The following is a 23,871-nucleotide window of genomic DNA, read 5'->3' as shown; positions in this document are numbered from 1 at the left end:
GGCGACGCCTTCACTCAGCGCACGTCATCGAACGCCGCATCAATCTCCTCGACGCTCATCGCCGCATAGCTCGCCGCCGAGCCGCCCAGGTCCCACACGGCCTCGCCGCGCTCGACCGCGCGCGCCATCTCTTCTTCCTTGCGCATGCGCGCGAGCGCGGCCTCGACGACCTCGCCGGCGTCGCGGCGCGGCACGCAGACCACGCCGTCGCCATCGGCCATCACCAGGTCGCCCGGCTGCACCAGCACGCCGTCGCAGACCACCGGCGTGTTGACGAAGCCATGGCCGCACTTGTCGGGATGGATCGAGAGGACGTGGGTGGACCAGACCGGCAGGCCCAGCGCCTCCACCGTGTCGGTGTCGCGCACGCAGCCCTGCACCACCACGCCCGCGAGGCCCTTGCGCAGCGCATAGCGTGCCGCCATGTCGCCCCATTGGGCGCCCGAGGTCTCGGCGTCGCAGACCACCACCAGCACGTCGCCGGGCTGCGCGAGGTAGAGCGCGCGGTGCATCATCAGGTTGTCGCCGGGCGCGCAGAAGGCCGTGACGGCCGGTCCCGCGATGCGCGCGCCCTTCTGGATCGGCCGCATGCGGCTGGACATCAGGCCGCCGATGCCGCGTGGCGCGGCCGCCTCGTGCAGGTCGGACACGGTGGCCTCGCGCGCCTTCGCGCACAGGGCGGCTTCCACGCGATTGACGCGCAGGAACACTCTGGAGCTGTTCACGGTCGCTCCCGGTTCAGTGCGGCACGCAGTAGGCGTCGGCCGCGAGACGGAAGGTGGTGCGCTTCATCAGCCGCGGCTGGTTGAGCTGCATCTCGTCGCGGCGGTGCATGGTGCAGCCGTTGTCCCACATCATCAGGTCGCCGTTGCGCACCTTGTGGCGGTACACGAGTTCGGCGCTGCCGCCGGCCTCGAACAGCAGCGGCAGCACGCGCGCGTTCTCGGCCTCGCTCAGGCCCTCGATCGCCACCAGCGTGGTCGGGTCGGCATAGAGCGCCTTGCGGCCGGTCAGCGGATGCGTGAGCACCACCGGGTGGAAGGCATCGGGCAGCTTCGCCATCTCCCTGGCCTGGGCGCTTTCCTTGTCCTTGAGCTCGAGCGTGTTCATGATCGCCATGCGCTTGGCATAGCGGTAGGTGCCGGTGCGGCCGTCGATCAGCGCGCGCACGTCGGCGGGCAGCCGCTCCCAGGCGCCGTACTGGTCGGCCCAGTAGATGTCGCCGCCGCCCTTGGGCACCTCGAGGCCGTAGAGCATGGCGCCGGTGGCGGGCTTGACGCGGAAGGTCTGGTCCGAATGCCAGTCCACGTCGTCGCCGCCCGCGAAGCCGCCGACGAAGCGGCCGTCGGCATAGCGCAGGGTGCTGAAGTAGATGATCTCGTCGTGGTAGGGCGACTGGATGTCCTTGCGGTTGGCGCTCTCGCAGTGGCCGAACTGCTCGGTGAAGCGCACCTGGTCGGCCTCCTCGAGCGACTGGCGCGGGAACACGATCACCGGCGCGTCCTGCCACAGGCGGCGCACCTGCTCGATGGCGTCGGGATTGGCGAGGATGTCCTCGATGCGCTCGTCGATCTCGATCACGAAATCGGAATGCAGCGGGCGGACCTTGAGTTCTTGCGCGAGCACTGTCATGGGATGTCTCCTGGGTGTGTATGAAAGAAGAAAAAGGGGAAAGAGGGGCGCCGCGTCAGTCGGCCTTCATGCCGGCGCTGCGGATGATCTCGGCGTCGGTCAGGCGCTCCGAGCGCAGCCAGGCGACGAGCTGGGCGTGGTCCATCGGCGGCGCGGGCTCGAAGCCGAGCTCGTGCAGGGCCTTGGCGGTCTCGGGCAGCGCGAGGATCTTGCGCATCTCGGCGGCCAGCCGCTCGCGCACCTCCACCGGCGTGCCGCGCGGCGCCATCAGCGCGTTCCAGGCCACCACGCTGAAGCCCTCGAGGCCCTGCTCGGCCACCGGCCGGATCTCGGGCAGCGCGGTCATGGCCTTGGCCGAGGTCACGGCCAGCGGCTTGATCCTGCCGAACTGCGCGCGCGAGGCCGCCACCGTGTCGATCAGCACCGGCACCTGGTTGCCCAGCAGCGCGGTCATCGCCTCGCCCGAACCCTTGTACTTGATCGAGAACAGCGGCACGTTCTGGCGCCGGATCATCTCGAGCACCAGCTGCGCCGTGACGCTGGGCAGCGCCACGTCGACCTTGTCGGGCCGGCTGCGCGCGAGCTTGATGAGTTCGGGCAGCGTCTGCACGCCGAGCGAGGGATGCACCGAGATCACCATCGGGATGAAAGCGGTCGCGACGATGGGGTCGAAGTCCTTCTCGGCGTCGAAGCCGATGTTGTCGTAGAGCGCCGGGTTCATCGCATGCGTGCCCGAGGCGCCCATGATCAGCGTGTAGCCGTCGGGCGTGGCGCGCGCCGCATAGGCGGTGCCGATGTTGCCGAAGGCGCCGGGCCGGTTCTCCACCACCACGCCCTCGTGCAGCGCGGCCGAGAGCTTGGCCGCGAAGTAGCGGGTGGCGATGTCGGTGCTCTGCCCGGGCGGGTAGGCGACCACGATCTTGATCGGCCGGTTCGGATAGCCCTGGGCCAGCGCGCCGGCGGTCAGCGCGAAGGCCAGCGGCAGTGCGGCGAGCCGCCGCGCGAGGCGCAAGAGTGAGGTCATCGCTGTCTCCTTCATGGTTGTGAGGTCGCCGCCCTGGGTGGATCGAAGGCGGTGCCGTTGGCCGCCGGCATGGCGTGCAGGGGAGGGGATGGGTTCGCGAAGGCCTCGGCGCCCGCACTGCGCAGATGGCGAGCGTCGAGCGCGTCGAAAGAGGCGCAGCCGATCTGCGCGAGCACCATGTCGATCTCGTTGCGCACGATCTGCAGCGCACGCGCGATGCCGCGCGCTCCGCCTGCGGCCGCGCCGAACAGCGTGGGCCGGCCGAACAGTGCGAAGCGCGCGCCGAGGCACCGTGCGATCACGATGTCGGAGCCGCGACGCACGCCGCTGTCGAGCAGCAGCTCCACGCGCTCGCCGACCGCCGCGCGGATCGCGGGCAGCATCTCGAGTGGCGTGGGCGCCACGTCGAGCTGGCGCCCGCCATGGTTCGAGACCACGATCGCATCGACGCCGAGCGCCGCGGCCTGGCGCGCATCGTCGGGATGCAGCAGGCCCTTTACGGCGAGCGGGCCGCGCCAGTCCGCGCGGATGCGCTCGAGCGTGCGCCAGGTGATCATGGGCGCCGGTGTCAGCGTGCCGTAGAGGTCGGCGACCTCGGCCGCCGAGGCGCCGGCGCGGCCATAGGGCGCCCAGTTGCTCATCATCGGGATGCCGCCGCTGCGCAGATAGCGCAGCACCCAGGCCGGATGGCCGAGCGCTTCGAGCACCACGCCGGGCGTCATCCGGAAGGGGCGCGAGAAGCCGTTGCGCCGGTTGCGTTCGCGGTTGGAGTTCACCGGCACGTCGACCGACACCACCAGCGTGCGCACGCCGGCGTCGCGTGCGCGCTCGACGAGATCGAGGTTGATGCGCTCTTCGCGCGTGCCGTAGATCTGGAACCAGACATGCTCGGGCGCAAGCTTCGCGACCGTCTCGACCGAGGCATTGCTCGCGCTCGACAGCAGGAAGGGCACGTCGGCCGCTTTGGCCGCCTGCGCGAGCAGTTCGTCGGCACCCGGATGGAACAGCCCGGCCAGGCCCGTGGGCGAGATGCCGAAGGGGCTCGCATGGCGCCGGCCCAGCAGTTCGGTGGACTGGTCGCGCCGCGACACGTCGACGAGGTAGCGCGGCACCAGCTGGAAGCGGCGAAAGGCCTCGCGGTTGCGCCGCATGCAGTCCTCGTCGTCCACGCCGCCGTCGATGAAATCGAAGGCGATCCGCGGCAGCTTGCGCCGTGCCATCGAGCGCAGGTCCTCGAGGTTGACCGCAGTGTCCACGTTCATCGTTTCTCGTCGTGAGTTGTCTCTGCGATCGAGAATATCGAGCGGTCTTTTCGCTGCCCATAGGGCCGGGCAGCGGAGTTTCACAGTTTGAACTTGTAGCGCCGCGCGTCGGTGCTCAAGGCTCGGCGTTCGCGCTCATGTGATCCATGTGCATGACGCCGCCGAGCAATTCGCGCGCATCCTGCTCCACCGCCGCAGCCACTTCGTCGAGCGCCGCGCGGACTTCGGCCAGCTTCGGCTCGCCGAACTGCTCGGCCAGCCCGGTGAGGCACACCGCGGCCATCGCGCGCCCGTTGTCGGCGCACACCGGCACCGCGAAGGCATGCACGCCGGTCACCACGTCGCCGAGGTTGACGCCGAAGCCATGGCGCCGCGAGCGGTCGCGCATCTTCTCGAGCGCGTCGAGGCGGCCGCTGCCGCGCTGCGCGATCTCCTGCTGCATGTTGTCGGCGAGGATGTTCTCGGTCTCGAGCGAGGGCAGGGTCTGCAGGATCGCGACGCCGCCGACCGAGGTGAACAGCGGCCGCCGCGTGCCCGCGTGCACCATCAGGCCGCGCAGCTCGAGCGAGCCCTGGCGCACCGCGCAGACGTACTCGTTGCCGCTGCGCAGGATCAGCCAGGCGATGGCCTCGGTCTGCGCCGCCAGCTTCGCCATGCGGCGCTCGCAGGCCTGCTGGAAGGCCGCGTAGCCGGGCAGCGAGAGGCCGAGCTCGTAGAGCATCGGGCCGGGGAAGTAGTGCTTGTCGGAGCTGCGCTGCTGCACGAAGCGCTCGCGCACCAGGCACGAGAGCACGCGGTGCACCGTGCCCTTGTCGACCTCGCAGCGCGCCGCGAGGTCCGACAGCCGCCAGCCGAATTCGCCGCGCGCGGCCAGTTCGCGCAGGATGCGCAGCGCACGCTCGATGCTTTGCGTGCCGTGGGAGACGGAGGGCTGGGGGCTGCGCGAACTTCTCACCGCTCGTGTTCCTTCGATGCGCCTGCGCGGCGTTCCGGGCTGGACATCGATCGCGGCGAAGACGCGGATTATTCGCCGCGTGCCGCGTCAGCCCGCGAAGAAGCGCTCGCGCACCTGCGCGGGCAGCGCGACACCCGCGGCCTCGGCCGCGCGCAGCACGCTCCAGAAGTAGCGATAGCTCGCGCGGTCGTGCAGCTCGCCCTCGTGCCGTATCGGCCCCCACTGCGCCTCGCTCGCCGCCAGCAGGATCGCGCCGGCGCGCTCGGCCTGGCTCGCATCGGGTGCCATGGCCTCGACGATCGGCCGGATCTGATCGGGATGCACGCTCCACATGCGCAGGAAGCCGAACTCGTGGCGCGCGCGGTAGGCGTCGTTGCGCGTGGCGAGCGGATCGCGCAGCGTCAGCGATACGTTGTGCGCCGGCACGAGGCCGTTGGCGAGCGCCGCAGCCACGATGCGCGTCTTGGCGCGCACCAGCAGCGGATGCTCGAACTGGCCCGGGCTGCGCATGGCCTCGAAGCCGATCGCGCCCTGGTGGTCGCTGACGAAATCCATCAGCCCGAAGTCGAGCACCTCCAGGCCCGGCAGCGCCGCGATCTCGAACACGTCGCGCAGCGCGCCGTGGGTCTCGATCAGCACATGGACCGGGATGGCGCGCGCGAGGCCGGCCGCAACGCGGCGCCGCTCGATGTGTTCGAGCATGGCGATGACGTCGGCGGTGCGCTGTGCCTTGGGCAGCGTGAGGTAGGCCAGGCGGTCGCCGGCCTCGCCGATGAGCGTGTCGACGTCGGCGCGCCAGAAGGCCGACGAGGCATCGTGCACGCGCGCGCCGACCCGGCCGTGACGATTGGCGTCCGAGGCGATGGCGCGCGCGGCCATCTCGGCGTGCGCCTTCTCCTCGCCCGCCGCGGCGCCGTCCTCGCAGTCGCAGGTCAGGTCGAAGACCGGGCCGAGTTCGGCCTGCAGCTGCAGCGCCTTGTGGATCAGCTTCTCGCTGCCCGCATAGTGCTCGCAGGGCGCGAGCGCGGGAACGAGCGTCTCGCCGGAGAACAGTGCGGCCGAGGGATGAACGGGCGTGGAATGCATGAGCGCTTGTCGTGAATGAAAGGAGATCGGGTCACAGCGCATGGGCGGCACGCAGCCGCGCCAGCGCCTCGGCATCGAGGCCCAGCAGTTCGCCCAGCACTTCCTGCGTGTGCGCGCCGAGCGCGCCGCCCAGGTGGCGCAGCAGCGGCGGCGTCTTCGACATCCGCGGCACGGCGGCCGGCACCACGAGCTCGCCCACGCGCGGGTCCTGTACCCGCTGCAGGTTGCCGCGTGCCGCGTACTGCGGGTCGGCGAAGATGTCGTCGATCGCCATGATCGGCCCGCAGGGCACGCCGGCCGCGTCGCAGCGCGTCACCGCCTCGGCCAGTTCGAGCCGGCCGATCCAGCCGGCGATGGCGGCATTGATCTCGGCGCGGCCCTCGAGCCGCTGCGCATTGGTCGCGAAGCGGTCGGGCGCGACCAGGTCGGGCCGCTCCATCAGGTGGGCCAGGCGCTCGAAGATCTTGTCGCTCGAGCAGGCCAGCGCCACCCACTTGCCCTCGGCCGTCTGCCAGTGGCCATGCGGCACCACGTGCGGCACGTCGGCGCCGAGCCGCTGCCGCACCTCGCCGAACTTGCCGTAGGCCGGCACCAGTTCGTCGAGCAGCCGGAAGATCGATTCGTAGAGCGAAACGTCGATGACCTGGCCCTCGCCGGTCCGTTCGGCGACGCGCAGCGCCAGCAGCACGCCGAGCGCACCCCACAGGCCCGAGATGTAGTCGGCTAGCGAGGTCGAGCCCGGCACCACGGGCGGCCCGTCGCTCATGCCCGCGAGGTGCGAGAGCCCGCCGAAGCCGTGCGCCACGCGCGCGAAGCCGGGCTTCTCGCGGTAGGGGCCGGTCTGGCCGTAGGCGCTCACGCGCAGCAGCACGATGCGCGGATTGGCTTGGCGCAAGGTCTCGAAGTCCAGGCCCCAGCGCTCCATGGTGCCGGGGCGGAAGTTCTCGAGCACCGCATCGGACTGCGCCACCAGTTGGAGGAACAGTTCGCGGCCCTCGGGCACGCGCAGGTCGAGCGTCACGAAGCGCTTGTTGCGTGCCTCGCTGAGCCACACCAGGGTGTCGCCGCATTCCGTGGGCGTGCCGAACTTGCGCAGCGGATCGCCGCCCTCGGGCTGCTCGATCTTGATCACGTCGGCGCCGAAGTCCGCGAGGATGGTGCCGCTGAAGGGCGCGGCCACGAAGGTCGCGATGTCGAGCACGCGCACGCCGGCCAGGGGGGCGGATGGAGTCTCTGCCATCTCAGCGCCGATCGGCGTTGCCGCCCGTGTGCCGGTCGATCGTGGCCTGGCGCTGCTGCAGCGAGCGCGCGAGCTTGGCATGGGCCAGGTCGATCAGCACGCCCTTCTCGCCGATGGCCCCGTTGCCCTGCGCGGCGGCCGCTTCGAGCGTGCCGAGCACCTTGTCGGCCCAGGCCAGTTGCCCGGCCGAGGGCGAGTAGACCTCGTTGGCGATCGCCACCTGCGAGGGATGGATGGCCCACTTGCCCTCGAAGCCCAGCGCCGCCGAGCGCGTGGCCGAGGCGCGGTAGCCCTCGGGATCGCTGAAGTCGGTGAAGGGGCCGTCGATGGCGCGCACGCCGTAGGCGCGGCAGGCATTGGCGATGCGCGCGAGCGCGAAATGCCACTGGTCGTTCCAGTGCCGGTGGCGCAGGCCCTGCGCGTCGGGGGCGGTGAGCACCGCATAGCGCTCGCTCGGCGTGCCGAACACGAAATCGTTGGTGCGCATGTCGACCGTGTAGTCGCCGACGCCGAAGATCATCGCCTCCAGCCGGTCGGACGAGGCGGCGATCTCCTCGGCATGCGCGACGCCCTGCGAGGTCTCGATCAGCACCTCGATGCCCACGCGCTTGTCGCGTCCCTTCTCGCGCTCGATGGCCGTCAGCACCTGCGCCACGAACTGCACGTCGAAGGCGGTGCCGGCCTTGGGCAGCAGCACCATGTCCAGCCGCGGGCACTCGCTCGCGATCTCGACCAGGTCGCGCAGGGCCCAGGGCGTGTCGAGGCCGTTGATGCGCACGGCCATGCTCTTGCGGCCCCAGTCGAGCGCGTTGAGGGCTTCGACGGCCTGGCGCCGGGCCTGGTCCTTGAAGGCGTCGGCCACCGCGTCCTCGAGGTCGAGGAAGACGACGTCGGCATCGCTCGCGCAGGCCTTGGCGAAGAAGCGCTCCGAGGTGGCGGGCACCGCGAGTTCGGAACGTTGGAGGCGCTGGCGGCGCGGCGGGGTGAGGGTGGCGGACACGAAGGCTCCTGTGGCGGATGAAGGGGTGTGTGGGGATGCAGCCGGCCTACTGGTCGACCTTGATGCCGTTGGCGACGATCAGCTCGGTCCACTTCGGGACCTCGGCCTTGACGAAGGCGCCGAAGGCACCGCCGCCGCGCAGGTCGGGCAGCGCGCCGCGTTGCGTCATCGCCTCCTGGATCGCGGGGTCGGACATCACGCGGTGGATGCCCTGCTCGGCGGCCGCGACCACGGCCGGCGGCGTGTGCAGCGGCAGCAGGAAGCCGGCCCAGCCCACGGCCTCGACGCCCGGGAAGCCGCTCTCGGCCACGGTCGGCACGTCGGGCAGCTGCGGCACGCGCCTGGCCGAGGTGACGGCGAGCGCCTTGAGCTGCCCGCTGCGCACGTAGGAGATGGCGGCCGAGACCGTGTCCACGCCCAGCGTGACCTGTCCGCCCAGCAGGTCGCTGAGCATCACGCCGCTGCCGCGGTAGGGCACGGCCACCACGTCGATCTGTGCCTTGGCCTTGATCAGTTCGCCCGCGAGGTGCGGCGAGGTGCCCAGGCCGGCCACGCCCCATTTCTCGGCGCCGGGCTTGCGCTTCGCGAACTCGACCAGCTGCCTGAACGAATCGATGCCGGCCGCGGGATGGGCGAGCACCACCAGCGGCGACAGGAACAGGCCGTGCACCGGGATGAAATCGGCCAGCGGGTCGTAGGGCAGCTTCTTGCCGTAGAGCCCGGGGTTGATCGCCATCGGCCCGCTGCCGCCGACCGTCAGCGTGTAGCCGTCGGGCGCGGCATTGCGGCCCGCGAGCATGCCGGGGATGCTGGCGCCGCCGCCCTTGTTGTCGATGAACACCTGCTGCGGCCACAGCTTGCCGAGTTCGATCGCCACCATGCGGCCGAACAGGTCGGCCGACTGGCCAGTGGTGTAGGGCACGAGGATGCGCACCGGCTTGCTCGGGTAGCCGGCCTCGGCGCGCGCGGCGCCCGCGTGCATCAGCGGCCAGGCGGCCGCGGCGCCTGCCTGCAGCAGGGTTCTTCTCTTCATGGCTGTCTCCTGTTTTTTTGTCGTCGCTCGTCGTCGGATTCCCGGCGGGTTGCCGGGCGCATTCAGGCCGCGCAGGCCGCCGGCGCGCGCTCGCGCAGCGCGCTGAAGCTGCCGCGGAAATAGATCAGCGGATCGGCGCCGCCATCGCTGTGCACCTCGCGCACCAGGCCGATGAAGACCGAGTGCGTGCCGTGGTCGTGCGCCTGCAGCAGCTCGCAGTCGAGGCTCGCGAGCGCATCGGCCATCACCGGCGCGCCGGTCTGCTGCACGGTCCAGTCGCCGCCCTCGAAGCGCTGCTCGCCCTTCAGGCCGGTCATGCCCGCGAAGCGCGCGGCGATGTCGGCCTGGCCGTCGCGCAGCAGGTTCACCGAGAAGGCGCGCGTGCGTTCGATCACCGGGTGCGCGCTCGCGCCGCGGTTGACGCAGATCAGCACGGTGGGCGGCGAATCCGACAGCGAGCAGAAGGCCGTGGCGGTGAGCCCGGTGCGCTCGCCGGGCCGGCCGGTGGCGATGACCACCGGCGCACCCGCGTGATGCTTCATGAGTTGCTTGTAGGCGCTGGCTTCCATGGGGTGCTCCTCGTGTCAGCGGTAGAGATGTTTCCAGTCGCCCGCAGCCGGGCGCGCCAGGCCGAGGTTGTCGCGCAGGGTCGGGCCCTCGTAGTCGTGATGGAAGACGCCGCGGCGCTGCAGTTCGGGCACCACCAGCCGCACGAAGTCCTCGTAGCTGCCGGGCATGCTGGTGGCCGCGAGCACGAAGCCATCGCAGGCGCCGGTGCGGAACCACTGCTCCATCTGGTCGGCGACGTCGGTCTTGCTGCCGACGAAGGTGGCGAGCTCGTCGGTGGTGCCGCGGCCGCTGAAGCGCAGGAAGTCCGCGAGCGTCGGCCGTGCCAGGCCGCTCTGCGCGATCACGCGGTCGAGGATCGCGCGCAGCCCGGTGATCGAGCCCAGCTCCTCGTCGGTGAAGGGCTCGTCGGGCCGCTTGGTCGCGAAGTCGAAGTTCAGCACTTCGGACAGCAGCGCGAGGCCGTCGACCGGTTTCACGAGCGCATCGATCGCGGCCTTCTTGTCCTCGGCCTCGGCGCGGCTCTCGGCCGCGACCACGTAGACCGCGGGCGCCACCTTGACCTGCGCCGGATCGCGGCCGTGCGCCGCGACCTTGCGCTTGAAGTCGGCATACGACCTGCGCGCCACGTCGATGTTGGGATAGATCACGAACACCAGCTCGCCCCAGCGCGCCGCGAACTCGCTGCCGCGCCCGCTCTGGCCGGCCTGGATCAGCACCGGATGGCCCTGCGCCGAGCGCGGCACGGTGAAGGGGCCGCGCGACTTGAACCACTTGCCGCTGTGGTCGAGGCGGCGCACCCTGGATGCGTCGGCGAAGCGGCCGTTCGCCTTGTCGTGCAGCACGGCGCCTTCCTGCCAGGTGTTCCAATGGCCGAGCACCACTTCCAGGAACTCGTCGGCGCGTTCGTAGCGCAGGTCGTGCGCGAGGTGCTCCTGCGCGCCGAAGTTCGCGGCCTCCGAGTTGTTGAGCGAGGTCACCACGTTCCAGGCCACGCGGCCCTGCGTCAGCAGGTCGAGCGTGGCGAACACGCGCGCCACGTGGAAGGGCTCGTAGTAGGTGGTGGAGTAGGTGGCGCCCAGGCCCAGGCGCTCGGTGGCCAGGCCCATGACCGTGACCACCGAGATCGGGTCGAGCTTGACCGCGCGCACGCCGTGCTCGACCGTGTCGCGGTGGTCGTCGCCATAGCGGTCGGGCATCGCGAGCCGGTCGTCGAAGAAGGCCATCTGGAACTTGCCGCGCTCCAGCGTGCGGGCGATGTTCTGGTAATAGGCCGGCGTGCCATAGCCGAGTTCGGTGTCGGGGTGGCGCCACGAGGCGACCAGGTTCGAGCAGTTCTGCGCCTGCAGGAAGGCCACGAGCGTCATCTGGGGTGCGGTCATCGGATCTTGCCTCTCTCGCGACTCGTCGGAGTCATTGGGATGGCTCGAATGCTAGGTTTGACCTCGCGTGGCAACAACTCAAATAATCTTAGGCATTGTTCAGACTTTTGGAATGACGCAGGATCGCCCCATGAACATCAACTTCAAGCTGATCGGCACCTTCCTCTCGGTGGCGCAGAACGAGAGCTTCCGCAAGGCGGCCGAGGAGACCAACCGTTCGCTGCCCGCGGTCAGCATGCAGGTCAAGCAGCTCGAGGAGCAGCTCGGCGTGGCGCTGTTCCAGCGCACCACGCGCAAGGTGACGCTGACGCAAGAGGGCGAGCAGCTGCTGATCAGCGCGCGCAAGGCACTGGCCGAGCTCGAGGTCGGGCTCTCGCACATCCAGCACGCGGCCGACGTGCAGCAGGGCCACCTGTCCTTCGCCTGCGTGCCGACCATCGCGAGCACGCGGCTGCCGGCGATCCTCACGGCCTTTGCGAAGAAGTACCCGGGCATCAGCGTGCACGTGCGCGAGCTCGCCAACCAGGACCTGCTGGAGGCGGTGCGCCGGCGCGAGGTCGACTTCGCGATCGGGCCGGTGCCCGAGAAGAAGGGCGAGCTCGAGTTCGCGCCGATCTTCGTCGACGACTACTGCGCGATGCTGCCGCGCGGCTACCAGGACAACGGCCGCGCGAGCATCTCGCTGCGCGAACTGTCGAAGCTGCCGCTGCTCAAGCTGTCGAGCTCGACCGCCTTTCGCGACCATGTCGACAACGCGCTCAAGGCCAACGGCCTTTCGCACGAGAGCAACTACGAGTTCATGCAGGTCACGACGCTGGTCGCGATGGCCGAGGCGGGACTGGGCATCGCGTTGCTGCCGCGCGTGGCGCTGCCGCGGCGCACGCCGCTCAAGGTGGTGCGCATCATCGGGCCGGCGCTCAGCCGCACCATCGCCATCGTGACGATCCGCGGCCATTCGCTCTCGCCAGCGGCAGCGCGGCTCGTGGAGATGTGCAACAAATTGATCGCGACCGAGTAGCGAGCGGCCGAACATGGACAAACGGTAATGTTCGCGGCGTTCGCGCGCGCCCGTTCGTTTCTATGATTCGAAACGATGGCGGCCCTGTCATGGGGCCGCCGTTCCGCTCGACATGAACACCGCACCCCGCCCCTCCCTGTCGACCTGCTTGCGGGCCGGTCTGCTGTGCGCGGGCCTGTTGCTCGGGCATGCCGCCGATGCGGCGCGCGGGCCCGCGCCCACCGCCTTCCAGACCCGCACCTATGCGGCCGGGCTCGAACTGCCCTGGGGCATGGAGTTCATGCCCGACGGCCGCCTGCTGGTGACCGAGCGCGCGGGCCGCCTGCGCATCGTGGATGCGCAGGGCGACAAGGTCTCGGCGCCGGTGCGCGGGCTGCCGGCCGTCGACCGGCGCAGCCATGGCGGGCTGCTCGACGTCACGATCGATCCGGGCTTCGAGGCCAACCGCTTCATCTACCTGAGCTACACCGAGGCCGATCGCCGCCGCAGCCGTGCCGGGCGCAACGGCATCGCGGTCGCGCGGGCACGGCTCAGCGACGACGGCGCGCGCGTCGAGCAGCTCAAGGTGCTGTTCCGCCAGACGCCGAAGATCGCGGTCGGCGAGAACCTCGGCGGGCGGCTCGCGGTCTCGGGGGACGGCCACCTGTTCCTCACGCTCGGCGACCGCTATGCGCCCGAGGACCGCATGCGCGCGCAGTCGCTGGGCTACTACCAGGGCAAGACGGTGCGCATCCGCACCGATGGCGGCATTCCGGCCGACAACCCCTTCGCGCAGCGCGCGGGCGCGCGGCCCGAGATCTGGAGCCTCGGCCATCGCAATCCGCAGGGCGCCTTCGTGCATCCGCGCACGGGCCAGCTGTGTGTGGCGGAGCACGGGCCGCAGGGCGGCGACGAGATCAACGTGGTGCGCAAGGGTCGCAACTACGGCTGGCCCCTCGTCACATTCGGCTGCGAATACAACACCTGCGCGACTATCGGCGAGGGCACCGCCAGGGCCGGCCTCGCGCCGCCGCTGGTGCATTGGGGCCTGCCGGCGATCGCGCCGAGCAACCTGATCCTCTACACCGGCGACCAGTTTCCCGAGTGGAAGGGCAGCGTGCTCGTGGGCGCACTGGCCGGCAAGGCCGTGTGGCGCATCGAGCTCGCGGGCGAGGACGCCGCGCCGCGCGTGGTGCGGCGCGAGTCGCTGTTCGCCGAGCTCGGCGAGCGCATCCGCGACATCCGCCAGGGGCCCGATGGCGGGCTGTACCTGCTGGTGGACGGGGTGCAGGGCCGCGTGGTGCGCGTTGCGCGCGCCGACGCGGGCCTGTAGCGCCGGCGCGGGCGGCAGCGGGCGGCACAATCGCAGGCGTGATCCATCCCACTCCCCTGTGGCGTTGCCTCATCGTCGAGGACGACGCCGACAACGCCCGCTACATCGCCGAAGGCTTTCGCGCGCTCGGCCACGTGGCGGTGATCAGCCGCGACGGCACCGATGCGCTGGCGCGCGCCACCAGCGAAGCCTGGGACCTCGTGATCCTCGACCGCATGCTGCCGAACGAGGTCGACGGCCTGTCGATCCTCGCGACCCTGCGCGCGCTCGGCAAGAAGACGCCGGTGCTGGTGCTCAGCGCGTTGAGCGCGCTTGACGAGCGCGTGCGCGGCCTCAAGGCCGGCGGCGACGACTACCTGGCCAAGCCCTTCGCGTTCTCGGAGCTGGCCGCGCGCGCCGAGGCGCTGGTGCGGCGCTCGCGCACCGGGCCCGAGATCCGCACGCTCGAAGTCGCCGACCTGTCGATCGACCTCGCGAGCAGGCAGGTGAGGCGCGCGGGCCGCCCCATCGCGCTGCAGCCGCGCGAGTTCCGCCTGCTGGCCTACCTGATGATGCATCCGGGCCAGGTGGTCACGCGCACCATGCTGCTCGAGGCCGTGTGGGACTACCAGTTCGATCCGCAGACCAACGTCATCGACGTGCAGGTGAGCCGGCTGCGCGGCAAGCTCGACGCGGGCGGCGCGCCGACCTTGATCCAGACGGTGCGCGGCGCGGGCTACCGGCTGGCGCCGCCCGAGCCCGACCCCGAAGCCGCGCCGGCCGCCGCGCCCGCGCGCCGATGATCCCGGCGCTGCGCCAGCTCTGGCGCTCGGTCGGCTTCCGGCTGGCCTTCTACTACGGGCTGCTGGTGGCGATCACCATGCTGGCTTCGCTGGCGATCGTCTACATGCAGACCGTGGGCGTGCTGCAGCAGCGCATGGTGCGCCAGGTGGCAGCCAACGTGCAGCAGCTGGTGGTGCGCCACGAGGCGCGCGGCGCCGAGGGCGTGGCGGGCGAGATCACCCACCTGCTGGCCGACGACCGCCATTCCGACAACGAGGTCTACCTGCTGGTGGACCGCGAGGGCCGCAAGCTCGCGGGCAACCTCGACCAGATGCCCTCGAGTTCGCCCGACGCGGGCGACGGCGTGCACCGGCGCGTGCTGCGCGGCGGCCAGGGCGCCATCGCCTACCTCGTGATGCGGCCGCTGCCCGACGGCGCCACGCTGGTGGTGGGGCACGACCTGCGCGACCAGGAGTCGATCGAGTCGCTGGTGGCGAGCGCGAGCGCGGCGGCCGGCATCGTCGCGGTGCTGCTGCTGATCGGCGGCACCTTCGTGTTCCGGCAGGAGCTCGAGCGCAGCGTGGGCGCGGTGCGGCGCACGGCCGCGCGCATCGCGGCCGGCGAGCTGCAGGAGCGCGTCGCGCCCTCGGGCGAGGAGGACGAGTTCGCGCTGCTCGAGCACGACATCAACGCCATGCTCGACCGCATCGAGTCGCTGATGGACGGCGTGCGCCATGTCTCCAACACCATCGCCCACAACCTGCGCACGCCGCTCACGCGCGTGTTGGTGCGGCTGCGCGCGGTGGAACTGGGCCTGCCGGCCGACGATGCGCAGCGCGGCGCCGTGGCGGCCGCGATCCGCGAGCTCGAGGAACTCGCGGTGGTGTTCGAGAAGCTGCTGCAGATCGCCGAGGTGGAGGCGGGCGCGCGGCGCCAGCAGTTCGCGCCGGTGGCGCTCGACGTGATCGCGAATGACGTGGCCGAACTCTACGAGGCCGTGGCCGAGGTGCAGGGCATCGCGCTGCGGCGCGAACCGTGCGAGGCGGCCACGGCGCTCGGCGACCGCGACCTGCTCGCGGGCGCGGTCGCCAACCTGGTCGACAACGCGCTCAAGTACTGCGGCGCCGGCGCGGTGGTGCGCATCGGCACGCGCACCGTGAACGGCCGCGCGCAGCTCTTCGTGCAGGACGACGGCCCGGGCATACCGGCCGCCGAGCGCGAACGCATCGGCGTGCGCTTCCACCGGCTCGACCGCAGCACGCCGGGCCATGGCCTGGGCCTGGCCAGCGTGCGCGCGGTGATCGCGCTGCACGGCGGGCAGCTCGCGTTTGAGGACGCCGCGCCCGGGCTGCGCGCGCGCATCGACCTGCCCGGCGAGGACTGAGGCGCGCCGCATTGCCGAACGGCAATGTTGTGTTCACGCACAGCACGCGCGCGAATTCCTAGGATCGGCGGCTCGCACTTTCACGTGCCAGCCGCATGGGCCGCGCCGCGGTCCCAGGCAATTCCCAGGAGACATCAACGGTGAGAATCAAGAGTCAGAGAGACTTCTGCTCGGGCGTGCTCTTCAGCGCCTTCGGCGTGGCCTTCGCATGGGGCGCCACGACCTACAACGTCGGTACCGGCGCCCGCATGGGCCCGGGCTACTTTCCCCTGATCGTGGGCATCCTCATCGCGCTCATGGGCGTGCTGATCACGCTCAAGGCGCTGTCGGTCGAGACCGACGATGGCGAGCCCGTGGGGCGCATCGCGTGGAAGCCGCTGGTGTTCATCATCGGCGCGAATCTCACCTTCGGCGTGCTGCTCGGCGGCTTGCCGAGCATCGGCCTGCCGTCGATGGGGCTGATCGTCGCGATCTATGCGCTGACCTTCATCGCCAGCCTCGCGGGCGACAACTTCGGCTGGAAGGGCGTGACGGTGCTCGCCACCGTGCTCGCGCTCGGCAGCTACCTGGCCTTCGTGGTCGCGCTCAAGCTGCAGTTCCAGGTCTGGCCGACCTTCATCGCCGGCTGATCTCGCTACAAGAAGAACGAAAAGACAAGACAAGAGAACCATGGACCTGATCACCAATCTCTCGATCGGCTTCGGCGTCGCCTTCACGGCGCAGAACCTGGTCTACGCCTTCGTCGGCTGCCTGCTGGGCACCCTGATCGGCGTGCTGCCGGGCATCGGCCCGGTCGCGACCATCGCGATGCTGCTGCCCGCGACCTACGCACTGCCCCCGGTGTCGGCGCTCATCATGCTGGCCGGCATCTACTACGGCGCGCAGTACGGTGGATCGACCACCGCCATCCTGGTCAACCTGCCAGGCGAGTCATCCTCGGTGGTGACGGTGATCGACGGCTACCAGATGGCGCGCAAGGGGCGGGCCGGGCCGGCCCTTGCCGCGGCGGGCCTGGGCTCGTTCTTCGCGGGCTGCGTGGGCACGCTGATCCTGGCCGCCTTCGCGCCGCCGCTGACCGAGCTGGCCTTCAAGTTCGGCCCGGCCGAATACTTCTCGCTGATGATCCTGGGCCTGATCGGCGCCGTGGTGCTGGCCTCGGGCTCGCTGCTCAAGGCCATCACCATGATCCTGCTCGGCCTCGCGCTGGGGCTGGTGGGCACCGACGTGAACTCGGGCGTGGCGCGCTACAGCTTCGACATTCCCGAGCTCACCGACGGCATCGGCTTCATCGCCATCGCGATGGGCGTGTTCGGCTACGGCGAGATCATCGCCAACCTCGCGGTGCCCGAGCACGAGCGCGAGGTCTTCACCGCCAAGGTCAAGGGCCTGTGGCCCACCAAGGAAGACTTCCGCCGCATGACGCCCGCGGTGCTGCGCGGCACGGCCCTCGGTTCGGCCCTGGGCATCCTGCCCGGCGGCGGCGCGCTGCTGTCGGCCTTCGCGGCCTACACCATCGAGAAGAAGATCAAGCTCAAGAACGGCGAAGTGCCGTTCGGCAAGGGCAACATCCGCGGCGTGGCGGGCCCCGAGTCGGCCAACAACGCCGGCGCGCAGACCTCCTTCATTCCACTCTTGACGCTGGGCATCCCGCCCAACGCCGTGATGGCGCTGATGGTGGGCGCGATGACGATCCACAACATCCAGCCGGGCCCGCAGGTGATGACCAGCAACCCCGAGCTGTTCTGGGGCCTGATCGCCTCGATGTGGATCGGCAACCTGATGCTGATCGTGCTGAACCTGCCGATGATCGGCATCTGGATCAAGCTGCTGACCATTCCCTACAAGTGGCTGTTCCCCTCGATCGTGCTGTTCTGCGCGGTGGGCGTGTACTCGGAGAACAACAACACCTTCGACGTTTGGATGGTCGCGATCTTCGGCATCGTGGGCTACCTGTTCCTCAAGCTCCGGTGCGAGCCCGCGCCGCTCCTACTGGGCTTCATCCTCGGGCCGATGATGGAAGAGAACCTGCGCCGCGCGCTGCTGCTGTCGCGCGGCGACTGGAGCGTGTTCGTCACGCGGCCGCTGTCGGCCGGGCTGCTCGCGGCGGCGCTGCTGCTGCTGGTGGTGGTGCTGCTGCCTTCGGTGAAGGCGAAGCGTGAAGAGGCGTTCGTCGAGGATTGAAGGGGATGCCATCCTCGGGGGCTTGCGGGGCAAAGGCGGGTGCTTACGATCCGCTGCCAGAGCCCTTCATCCGAGGATTCCCTTTCTTCGTGAGTTTGGTCGTCAGCTGGGCGGCGGCGACGGTAGCGTCCCAGGTGCTGCCGCCCTTGACCTTGGGCGCCGGCGAGTCGACCGTGGCGCGGTTGGGCTCGCGGCCCTTGTAGTGCCTTGCGGCGTCCAGCACGTCGCGTACCTTGAATCGGGGGTCCAGTTCCTCCAGCTTCGCCAGCAATGTGGCCGTCGAGATGATGTGCGCATTGCCGGGAAGAGCACCGGGCGTGGAACGCAAGAAGAAGTCGTCTTCTGCGATGACCAGGCAAGGTGGTCCGGGCGGTTGCCCGATGAGTTCGGACACGTAGCTGTTGATGGAGAGCTCTCCGCTGTTGGGCGCCAACGGTGACGGAGCGGGCATGTTGCTGGTCGCGTAGAAGTCTCGCAACTGCTGGCTTTCCGTGTACCGCTCGTAGATGCGCGCCGCCGAGATCGCCATCTGGCCGAAGACGGTCTTCTCGATGACGATCCGCCCGGCGTGTTTCTCGAGGAAGTCGGAGATTCTCTGGGCATCCTCGCGGGTGCTGCGATGCCTCGTGGCCTCGAACTCCACCATGTCGGTGACGACGAGCTGGACCTGTTGCGCATCGAAGGCCAGCAGCACTTCGAGCGCATTGGCATGGGCTAGCGTGATCAGCGGGCCCGTGTCCGGGAGGACGATGCGGATCTTCTCGGCCATTACCCTTTCGCCTTCCTCGAGCGAGCGGTAGGCGCACCGGTTGCGTCCAGCGATCGCAGCGCATCGTCCGCCGCTTTCTTCATGACACGCGCGTCCTCGGCCGAGGCCGATGGATGCTCGATGCCATGGAGATTCATTCGCTGCAGCAGATCGCCATACCAGTCCAGGCCGAGCTGCTGCATGGCGATGGCACGCGGCAGCACGCCGTGGGCGTAGGCCCCCAAGATGGCCTTCTCGGCCACATGAGCGTTCAGGAGCATCGCCGCGGGGCGGCGATTTCGCTCGATCAGGACGCTGGCGCCCTCGTCCTTCTCGACAGCATCGAAAAGCTCGCCAAGCTGGCTCTTGACGTCGGTGGCGGTCACGACTTGCATGGGAGGGTCCTGTAGTGGAAGTGTGCATTTTAGAACAAATGCACATTTCTCTCTCATTGGACGGAATTTCGGCCGAACCTGGCGCTGAAGCGGAGCGGCGCTACTTCGCCGCGATGCACTCCACCTCGATCCGCGCATTGAAGGCCAGCGCGGTCGCACCGAAGGCACTGCGCGCCGGATACCGGCCTTCGGCGAAGTAGCCCTTGTAGACCTCGTTGAAGGCTCCCCACTCGCTCATGTCGGCCAGCATGGCGGTGCACTTCACCACGTCGGCCATGGTGTGGCCATGCGCCTCGAGCGTGGTCTTGATGTTCTCCATCACCTGCTTCGACTCGGGGCCGATGCCGCCCGGCGGCAGCTTGAGGCTGCCGGGCAGGTTGCCGATCTGGCCCGACAGGTAGAGCGTGCGGCCGACCTGCACGGCCTCGGAGAAGGGCAGGGTGGTGGGCAGCACCTTGCCCGAGTTGAGATGCCGCGGCGCGACGCCGCAGGCGCTGGTCGCGAGGACGAGGCAGGCGAGCGCGGCGCCGCCGATGAGGGTGTGGCGTTTCATGGCGTTCCGATCGCGGCGAGGAATCTGGCGATGTCGTTCATGTCGTTGTAGACGGACGGCGAGATGCGCGCATGGTTGGCGCGCAGGGTGATCTCGATCTTGTCGGGCGCGAGCCGGCTCGCGAGCTGGGCGGCATTGGCATAGGCGAAGGTCACGATCGGCGAGCTGCTGTCGGGCGGCGTCACCACCTGGAAGCCCTTGGCGCGCAGGCCGGCCTGCAGCGCATCGGTCATCGGCTTGCGCCAGGCCTGGATCCTGTCGACGCCCACGCTCTGGATCCAGTCGATGGATGCCGCGCAGGCCGCTTCGATCGAGGAGGCCGGGAACGAGCCGCTGAAGTAACCCGACACCGAATCGATCTGCACGCTCTCGTAGGGCACGCTGCCGGGCGGGTCGAGCGGATAGACGTGCAGGATCGGCGCCGCGAAGTTGCGCGTCTGGCGGTAGCCGTACCAAGGCCGTTGCAGCTTGGGCAGCAGGCTCTTGCGCACGTAGAGGAAGGCGAAGCCGAAGTCGCCCATCAACCATTTGTAGGTGCCGCAGCCCGCGAAGTCGACGCCGGCCGCCTTCACGTCCACCGGTATCGCGCCGGCCGACTGGATCAGGTCGACGTAGACCAGCGCGCCGCGCGAATGCGCGAGGTCGCACACGGCCTTGAGGTCGTGCGTGAAGCCGTTGTAGAGCGACACGTGCGAGATCGCCACCAGCTTGGTGCCGGGCGAGATGGCCTTGTCGAGGTCGGCCAGCGCGATGCGGTGGTTGGCGTCCATCGGCACGGTGAGCACGTCGAGGCCGCGCAGCCGGTATTGCTCGTACATGTAGAACGAGCCGACGAAGTGCAGCGCGTCGGTGACCACGCGGCCGCCCGATTCGGGCAGGCCGAGCGCGCGCGTCACGAGGTACTCGCCCATCGAGGTGCTGGGCACGTAGGCGATCTCGTCGGCATCGGCATTGATCAGCGCCGCGAACTTCGCGGTGGCGGTCGCACTGCCGCTCGCGAGCGAGAGCTTGGATTGCGCGTAGGAACTCAGCGCGTCGGTGGCGTACTGGTTCCACGGGTGGTCGGCGGCGCCGTTGAGGTACACGCGGTCGGCCACGCCGGGGAACAGCGCCTTGGCCGGCAAGGTCGGCGTGCCGCTGGGCGGGGCCGGCGGCGGCGCGGCCGAGGCGAAGGGCAGGAAACCGCCCGACGAACCCGAGCCGCCGCCGCAGGCGACGAGCTGGCTGCCGAGCACGCCCGCGACGGAGGCGCCGCCGAGGGACTTGAGCCAATGGCGGCGGGAGGTGGCCGGCGGCGTGGGTATGTCCGTCGGCAGGGGCGCCGCGGTGGCGGCGGGATGGTTCGAACTCGGCATGATATGAACTCCTTGTTGATTTATCAACGAAATGTTGAATTTCTGGGCGCACCTTGCCCTACAGTTGCCGCGTCGTTTCGGGCGGACCCCAGGGCCGGCCGGACCTGCACGACATGTGCCAGAATCAACGCCAGATCAAGTATTCAACAGTTTGTTGAAATCGAGGATCAGGGCCTTCACTCCCCTTCGACCTTCCTTCGACTTTCGCGTCCATGCCAGCCACCCGCAAGACTGCCGAGACCTCCAGCTCCCTTTCGACCGCGCAGCAGCCGCCGCCGAAGCCGCCGGCGCCGCGCGCACGCCAGCGCGCGGCCAAGCCCTCGAAGGCCGCGACGGTGTCGCCGGCCATCGCCGAGGAGCGCCGGCGCATCGTCGAGGTGCTCAAGCCCGTGGTGGAGATGATGGGGCGCATGCTCGGGCCGAACACCGAACTGGTGCTGCACGACCTGACGCAGCCCGATGCCTCGGTGGTCGCGATCGCCAACGGCCATGTGTCGGGCCGCAAGGTCGGCAGCACCATCCTCAGCGGCCCGAAGGACGACCGCGCCTTCGGCGCCGCCTGGTCGGCCGCCACCGACCTTTCGGGCAGCGGCCACTCGGTCGTCAACGTCTATCCCACGCTGACCGGCACCGGCACGCCGCTGAAGTCGGCCACCGTGATCTACCGCGATGCCGACGGCACGCCCTTCGCGGCGCTTTGCATGAATGCCGACCTCACGGTGTTCAAGCTCGCGCATGCCTGGCTCGAGCATGCGATCCAGGGCGCGCCCGCGCCCGCGGCGGCGCCCGAGTCGCGCGAGGAATCGCCCGACATGGACCTGTTGATGGGCGAGATCATCCGTTCGGCGATCCGCACCTTCGGCAAGCCGGTGCAGCTCATGAACAAGGAGGAAAAGGTGCACGCCGTCGAGGAGATGCTGCGGCGCGGCCTGTTCATCGTGAAGGGCAGCGTGGGCCGCGCGGCGGCGGCGCTCGACATGTCGCGCTTCTCGATCTACAACTATCTCGACGAGATCCGCAAGCGCGAGGGGTTCACGAAGTAGGACCGGGGTCGCGCAGGGCGCAACGCTACGGCGCCACCACCAGCTTCCCCCCACGCACCTGATAGATCGTCACCGTCCCCCGCAGGTTGTCCCCGCGCGCATCGAACGCGATCGGCCCGATCAGCCCGGTGAGCGTCACGCCCGCGAGCTTCGGTCCGTACACGGAGGGATCGGTGGAGCCGGCCTTCTTCATCGCCTCCACCAGCACCATCACCGCGTCGTAGGCATAGGGCGCGAACACGATCACGTCGGTGCCGAAGCGCGCCTTGTAGCGCTGGTTGAAGGCCGCGAAGGCGGCCATGGCCTCGCGCGGCGCGCCGGCCTGCGAGCAGTAGGCGCCCTCGTTGGCGCCGGCCGCGAGCTTGCTCCATTCGCCGGTGCACACGCCGTCGCCCGCGATGAAGGTCGCGCTCAGGCCGAGCTGCTTCATCTGCCGGTTGACCAGCGCGGCCTGCGCGTCGGCGCCCGCGTAGACGATCACGTCGGGCTTGAGGCCGCGCAGGGTGGTGAGGATGGCCGAGAAGTCGGTCGCGCGGTCGGTGCCAAACTCGCGCTTGAGCACCTTCACCTGCGCCTTGCCGAGGTCGGCCACGACTTGGTCGGCGAGGCCCTGGCCGTAGGCGGTGCGGTCGTCGATCACGGCGGCGGTCTTCGCCTTCAGCGTGCGCGCGACGTAGCCCGCGATGCCATCGGCCTGCTGCACGTCGGTGGCCATGAGGCGCGCGGCGAATTTGTAGCCGGCGCGCGTGTACTGCGGGTTGGTCGCGGCCGGTGCAACCTGCGGGATGCCGGCGTCGTTGTAGACGCGCGCCGCGGGAATGGTGGTGCCCGAGTTGAGGTGGCCGACGATGCCGTTGACCTGCAGGTCGGCGAGCTTCTGCGCCACGGTGGTGGCGCTGGCGGGATCGGCCCGGTCGTCCTCGACCACCGCCTCGAAGCGCAGCCGGCGGCCACCGATCGCGAGGCCCTGCGCATTGAGGTCCTCGATGGCGAGCCGCGCGCCGTTCTCCATGTCCTTGCCGAGATGGGCGATGCCGCCCGTCAGCGGCGCGGCGATGCCGATGCGCACGGGCGCATCCTGCGCCTGCGCGGTGGTGGCGATGGCGACGACGAGCGAGGCGAGGACGTGGCGTGGCGAGGGATTCATGCGCGGCTCCGTGGGGCGGGTGGATCGAAAGGACCAGGAAGTGGCCCCGCCGCGAGCTCGCGAGGCCTCGGTTAGAGTAGGCCGTCCGGACGGAATAAATTTCGCTGTTTCGCCCGGGTGCGTACAGGGCGGGCGGACGAAACATGCGCGCGGCGCGGGTGTTTCGAACGAACCATTTTTCTTTTGCGGGCGATGCCGACATGGCCAGAACCAAATCCGAGAACTTCGACGACATCCGGGCCACGATCCTCGACGTGGCCGCGTCCCTCTTCGCCAAGAACGGCTTTCGCAACACCAACATCATCGACATCGGCGCGGCCTGCAACGCGTCGAAGTCGCGCATGTATCACTACTTCCCGTCGAAGGAAGCGATGCTCGCGGAGATGCTCGGCGAGCACGTGAGCGCGCTGGTGGCGATCGCCTCGGACCTGGTGTCGGCGCCCATCGATCCGCGCGCGCGGCTGCGCAACTACTTCCTCGCGCACCTCAAGTACTACTACGAGCAGCGCGACCGCCACACCGTGCTGATCGAGGACGTCTACCACCTGCCCGACGAGGTGCGCGCGCAGGTGAACGCCAACGAACAGAAGCTGGTCGGCTTCCTGTGCGCGCTGCTGCGCGAGATCAACGCGCAGAAGTTCAAGGACCGCCAGGCCGCAACCACGCACGCGATGCTGATGTACGGCATGCTGAACTGGACCTACACCTGGTACCAGCCCACCGGGCGCCTGAGCCTCGAGACGCTGGCCGACCAGGCGAGCGACATGTGCCTGCACGGCATCGTGTAGCGCC

General features: G+C 69.6%; 23 protein-coding genes and 1 pseudogene. 8 read left to right on the top strand and 16 right to left on the bottom strand.

Features of this window, described 5'->3' with window-relative positions; translation table 11 throughout:
• Window positions 1-14: 14 nt before the first annotated feature.
• The 11 genes and pseudogenes from INQ48_34100 to INQ48_34050 all read right to left on the bottom strand — a co-directional run bounded on the left by INQ48_34100 (window position 15) and on the right by INQ48_34050 (window position 11,181).
• A complete protein-coding gene (locus tag INQ48_34100) occupies window positions 15-725 on the bottom strand; it encodes a 4-carboxy-4-hydroxy-2-oxoadipate aldolase/oxaloacetate decarboxylase (protein QRF62559.1) in 711 nt (236 codons plus the stop codon).
• Between the two features lie 13 nt (window positions 726-738).
• Entirely contained in the window at window positions 739-1,632 is an 894-nt protein-coding gene (locus INQ48_34095; protein ID QRF62558.1) for a TauD/TfdA family dioxygenase, read from the bottom strand.
• A 55-nt stretch (window positions 1,633-1,687) separates the two neighbouring features.
• Window positions 1,688-2,656: a tripartite tricarboxylate transporter substrate binding protein gene (locus tag INQ48_34090; protein ID QRF62557.1), complete on the bottom strand. Its 969-nt coding sequence runs from the start codon at window positions 2,654-2,656 to the stop codon at window positions 1,688-1,690.
• Between the two features lie 116 nt (window positions 2,657-2,772).
• Window positions 2,773-3,918 (bottom strand): annotated as a pseudogene (locus INQ48_34085) (alpha-hydroxy-acid oxidizing protein).
• Between the two features lie 115 nt (window positions 3,919-4,033).
• Complete coding sequence (locus INQ48_34080; GenBank protein QRF63070.1) at window positions 4,034-4,924, bottom strand: IclR family transcriptional regulator; 891 nt, start codon at window positions 4,922-4,924, stop codon at window positions 4,034-4,036.
• 36 nt (window positions 4,925-4,960) lie between these two features.
• Window positions 4,961-5,959, bottom strand: coding sequence for a CoA ester lyase (locus INQ48_34075; protein ID QRF62556.1), 999 nt, complete (start codon window positions 5,957-5,959; stop codon window positions 4,961-4,963).
• 31 nt (window positions 5,960-5,990) lie between these two features.
• Window positions 5,991-7,199 (bottom strand): CoA transferase, encoded by a 1,209-nt coding sequence (locus INQ48_34070; GenBank protein ID QRF62555.1) that lies wholly within the window; start codon window positions 7,197-7,199, stop codon window positions 5,991-5,993.
• Between the two features lies 1 nt (window position 7,200).
• Window positions 7,201-8,199, bottom strand: coding sequence for a CoA ester lyase (locus tag INQ48_34065; protein QRF62554.1), 999 nt, complete (start codon window positions 8,197-8,199; stop codon window positions 7,201-7,203).
• Window positions 8,200-8,245: 46 nt separating this feature from the next.
• Window positions 8,246-9,232, bottom strand: coding sequence for a tripartite tricarboxylate transporter substrate binding protein (locus tag INQ48_34060; protein QRF62553.1), 987 nt, complete (start codon window positions 9,230-9,232; stop codon window positions 8,246-8,248).
• Window positions 9,233-9,294: 62 nt separating this feature from the next.
• A complete protein-coding gene (locus INQ48_34055) occupies window positions 9,295-9,801 on the bottom strand; it encodes a flavin reductase family protein (GenBank protein QRF62552.1) in 507 nt (168 codons plus the stop codon).
• Window positions 9,802-9,816: 15 nt separating this feature from the next.
• A complete protein-coding gene (locus tag INQ48_34050) occupies window positions 9,817-11,181 on the bottom strand; it encodes an LLM class flavin-dependent oxidoreductase (protein QRF62551.1) in 1,365 nt (454 codons plus the stop codon).
• 130 nt (window positions 11,182-11,311) lie between these two features.
• On the opposite strand from INQ48_34050, the gene INQ48_34045 reads away from it, so the two are divergent.
• From INQ48_34045 to INQ48_34020, 6 genes are all read left to right on the top strand, one after another.
• Entirely contained in the window at window positions 11,312-12,199 is an 888-nt protein-coding gene (locus INQ48_34045) for a LysR family transcriptional regulator (protein ID QRF62550.1), read from the top strand.
• A gap of 112 nt (window positions 12,200-12,311) precedes the next feature.
• Window positions 12,312-13,511 carry a PQQ-dependent sugar dehydrogenase gene (locus INQ48_34040; protein ID QRF62549.1) on the top strand — a complete coding sequence of 400 codons (1,200 nt, stop codon included), beginning with the start codon at window positions 12,312-12,314 and terminating at the stop codon, window positions 13,509-13,511.
• 56 nt (window positions 13,512-13,567) lie between these two features.
• Window positions 13,568-14,293 (top strand): response regulator transcription factor, encoded by a 726-nt coding sequence (locus tag INQ48_34035; protein QRF63069.1) that lies wholly within the window; start codon window positions 13,568-13,570, stop codon window positions 14,291-14,293.
• Window positions 14,290-15,657 (top strand): HAMP domain-containing protein, encoded by a 1,368-nt coding sequence (locus tag INQ48_34030; GenBank protein ID QRF62548.1) that lies wholly within the window; start codon window positions 14,290-14,292, stop codon window positions 15,655-15,657. The genes INQ48_34035 and INQ48_34030 overlap by 4 nt, the downstream gene beginning before the upstream one ends.
• A gap of 140 nt (window positions 15,658-15,797) precedes the next feature.
• The gene (locus INQ48_34025) at window positions 15,798-16,286 is read left to right on the top strand and encodes a tripartite tricarboxylate transporter TctB family protein (GenBank protein ID QRF62547.1); all 489 of its coding nucleotides are present in this window, start codon (window positions 15,798-15,800) and stop codon (window positions 16,284-16,286) included.
• A 40-nt stretch (window positions 16,287-16,326) separates the two neighbouring features.
• The gene (locus tag INQ48_34020) at window positions 16,327-17,838 is read left to right on the top strand and encodes a tripartite tricarboxylate transporter permease (GenBank protein QRF62546.1); all 1,512 of its coding nucleotides are present in this window, start codon (window positions 16,327-16,329) and stop codon (window positions 17,836-17,838) included.
• A 43-nt stretch (window positions 17,839-17,881) separates the two neighbouring features.
• Here INQ48_34020 and INQ48_34015 read toward each other — a convergent pair whose 3' ends face one another.
• The 4 genes from INQ48_34015 to INQ48_34000 form a co-directional block, all read right to left on the bottom strand.
• A complete protein-coding gene (locus INQ48_34015) occupies window positions 17,882-18,607 on the bottom strand; it encodes a hypothetical protein (protein QRF62545.1) in 726 nt (241 codons plus the stop codon).
• Window positions 18,607-18,981: a type II toxin-antitoxin system Phd/YefM family antitoxin gene (locus tag INQ48_34010; GenBank protein QRF62544.1), complete on the bottom strand. Its 375-nt coding sequence runs from the start codon at window positions 18,979-18,981 to the stop codon at window positions 18,607-18,609. The genes INQ48_34015 and INQ48_34010 overlap by 1 nt, the downstream gene beginning before the upstream one ends.
• Before the next feature lie 100 nt (window positions 18,982-19,081).
• The gene (locus tag INQ48_34005) at window positions 19,082-19,534 is read right to left on the bottom strand and encodes a RidA family protein (protein ID QRF62543.1); all 453 of its coding nucleotides are present in this window, start codon (window positions 19,532-19,534) and stop codon (window positions 19,082-19,084) included.
• Window positions 19,531-20,889 carry an aminotransferase class V-fold PLP-dependent enzyme gene (locus tag INQ48_34000; GenBank protein QRF62542.1) on the bottom strand — a complete coding sequence of 453 codons (1,359 nt, stop codon included), beginning with the start codon at window positions 20,887-20,889 and terminating at the stop codon, window positions 19,531-19,533. The genes INQ48_34005 and INQ48_34000 overlap by 4 nt, the downstream gene beginning before the upstream one ends.
• Before the next feature lie 212 nt (window positions 20,890-21,101).
• Between INQ48_34000 and INQ48_33995 the strand changes: the two genes are divergently transcribed.
• A complete protein-coding gene (locus INQ48_33995) occupies window positions 21,102-21,932 on the top strand; it encodes a PAS domain-containing protein (protein QRF62541.1) in 831 nt (276 codons plus the stop codon).
• A gap of 25 nt (window positions 21,933-21,957) precedes the next feature.
• Here the strand turns inward: INQ48_33995 and INQ48_33990 are convergent, their stop codons facing one another.
• Complete coding sequence (locus tag INQ48_33990) at window positions 21,958-23,079, bottom strand: branched-chain amino acid ABC transporter substrate-binding protein (protein QRF62540.1); 1,122 nt, start codon at window positions 23,077-23,079, stop codon at window positions 21,958-21,960.
• A gap of 200 nt (window positions 23,080-23,279) precedes the next feature.
• Between INQ48_33990 and INQ48_33985 the strand changes: the two genes are divergently transcribed.
• Complete coding sequence (locus INQ48_33985) at window positions 23,280-23,867, top strand: TetR family transcriptional regulator (protein QRF62539.1); 588 nt, start codon at window positions 23,280-23,282, stop codon at window positions 23,865-23,867.
• Window positions 23,868-23,871 lie beyond the last annotated feature (4 nt).

The sequence above is a fragment of the Variovorax paradoxus genome (assembly GCA_016806145.1).
GTDB lineage: Bacteria > Pseudomonadota > Gammaproteobacteria > Burkholderiales > Burkholderiaceae_C > Variovorax.
Note: the sequence above shows the minus strand (reverse complement) of the source record. Positions and strands in the feature narration are given on the sequence as shown.

Excerpts from the sequence above, each read along its gene's own strand:
- INQ48_34040 (QRF62549.1), top strand. The coding sequence starts at position 12,312 with ATGAACACCGCACCCCGCCCCTCCCTGTCGACCTGCTTGCGGGCCGGT.
- INQ48_34045 (QRF62550.1), top strand. The coding sequence starts at position 11,312 with ATGAACATCAACTTCAAGCTGATCGGCACCTTCCTCTCGGTGGCGCAG.
- INQ48_34095 (QRF62558.1), bottom strand. The coding sequence starts at position 1,632 with ATGACAGTGCTCGCGCAAGAACTCAAGGTCCGCCCGCTGCATTCCGAT.
- INQ48_34030 (QRF62548.1), top strand. The coding sequence starts at position 14,290 with ATGATCCCGGCGCTGCGCCAGCTCTGGCGCTCGGTCGGCTTCCGGCTG.
- INQ48_34015 (QRF62545.1), bottom strand. The coding sequence starts at position 18,607 with ATGGCCGAGAAGATCCGCATCGTCCTCCCGGACACGGGCCCGCTGATC.
- INQ48_34010 (QRF62544.1), bottom strand. The coding sequence starts at position 18,981 with ATGCAAGTCGTGACCGCCACCGACGTCAAGAGCCAGCTTGGCGAGCTT.
- INQ48_34000 (QRF62542.1), bottom strand. The coding sequence starts at position 20,889 with ATGCCGAGTTCGAACCATCCCGCCGCCACCGCGGCGCCCCTGCCGACG.
- INQ48_34090 (QRF62557.1), bottom strand. The coding sequence starts at position 2,656 with ATGACCTCACTCTTGCGCCTCGCGCGGCGGCTCGCCGCACTGCCGCTG.
- INQ48_33990 (QRF62540.1), bottom strand. The coding sequence starts at position 23,079 with ATGAATCCCTCGCCACGCCACGTCCTCGCCTCGCTCGTCGTCGCCATC.
- INQ48_34055 (QRF62552.1), bottom strand. The coding sequence starts at position 9,801 with ATGGAAGCCAGCGCCTACAAGCAACTCATGAAGCATCACGCGGGTGCG.
- INQ48_34060 (QRF62553.1), bottom strand. The coding sequence starts at position 9,232 with ATGAAGAGAAGAACCCTGCTGCAGGCAGGCGCCGCGGCCGCCTGGCCG.
- INQ48_33995 (QRF62541.1), top strand. The coding sequence starts at position 21,102 with ATGCCAGCCACCCGCAAGACTGCCGAGACCTCCAGCTCCCTTTCGACC.
- INQ48_33985 (QRF62539.1), top strand. The coding sequence starts at position 23,280 with ATGGCCAGAACCAAATCCGAGAACTTCGACGACATCCGGGCCACGATC.
- INQ48_34050 (QRF62551.1), bottom strand. The coding sequence starts at position 11,181 with ATGACCGCACCCCAGATGACGCTCGTGGCCTTCCTGCAGGCGCAGAAC.
- INQ48_34005 (QRF62543.1), bottom strand. The coding sequence starts at position 19,534 with ATGAAACGCCACACCCTCATCGGCGGCGCCGCGCTCGCCTGCCTCGTC.
- INQ48_34020 (QRF62546.1), top strand. The coding sequence starts at position 16,327 with ATGGACCTGATCACCAATCTCTCGATCGGCTTCGGCGTCGCCTTCACG.
- INQ48_34070 (QRF62555.1), bottom strand. The coding sequence starts at position 7,199 with ATGGCAGAGACTCCATCCGCCCCCCTGGCCGGCGTGCGCGTGCTCGAC.
- INQ48_34075 (QRF62556.1), bottom strand. The coding sequence starts at position 5,959 with ATGCATTCCACGCCCGTTCATCCCTCGGCCGCACTGTTCTCCGGCGAG.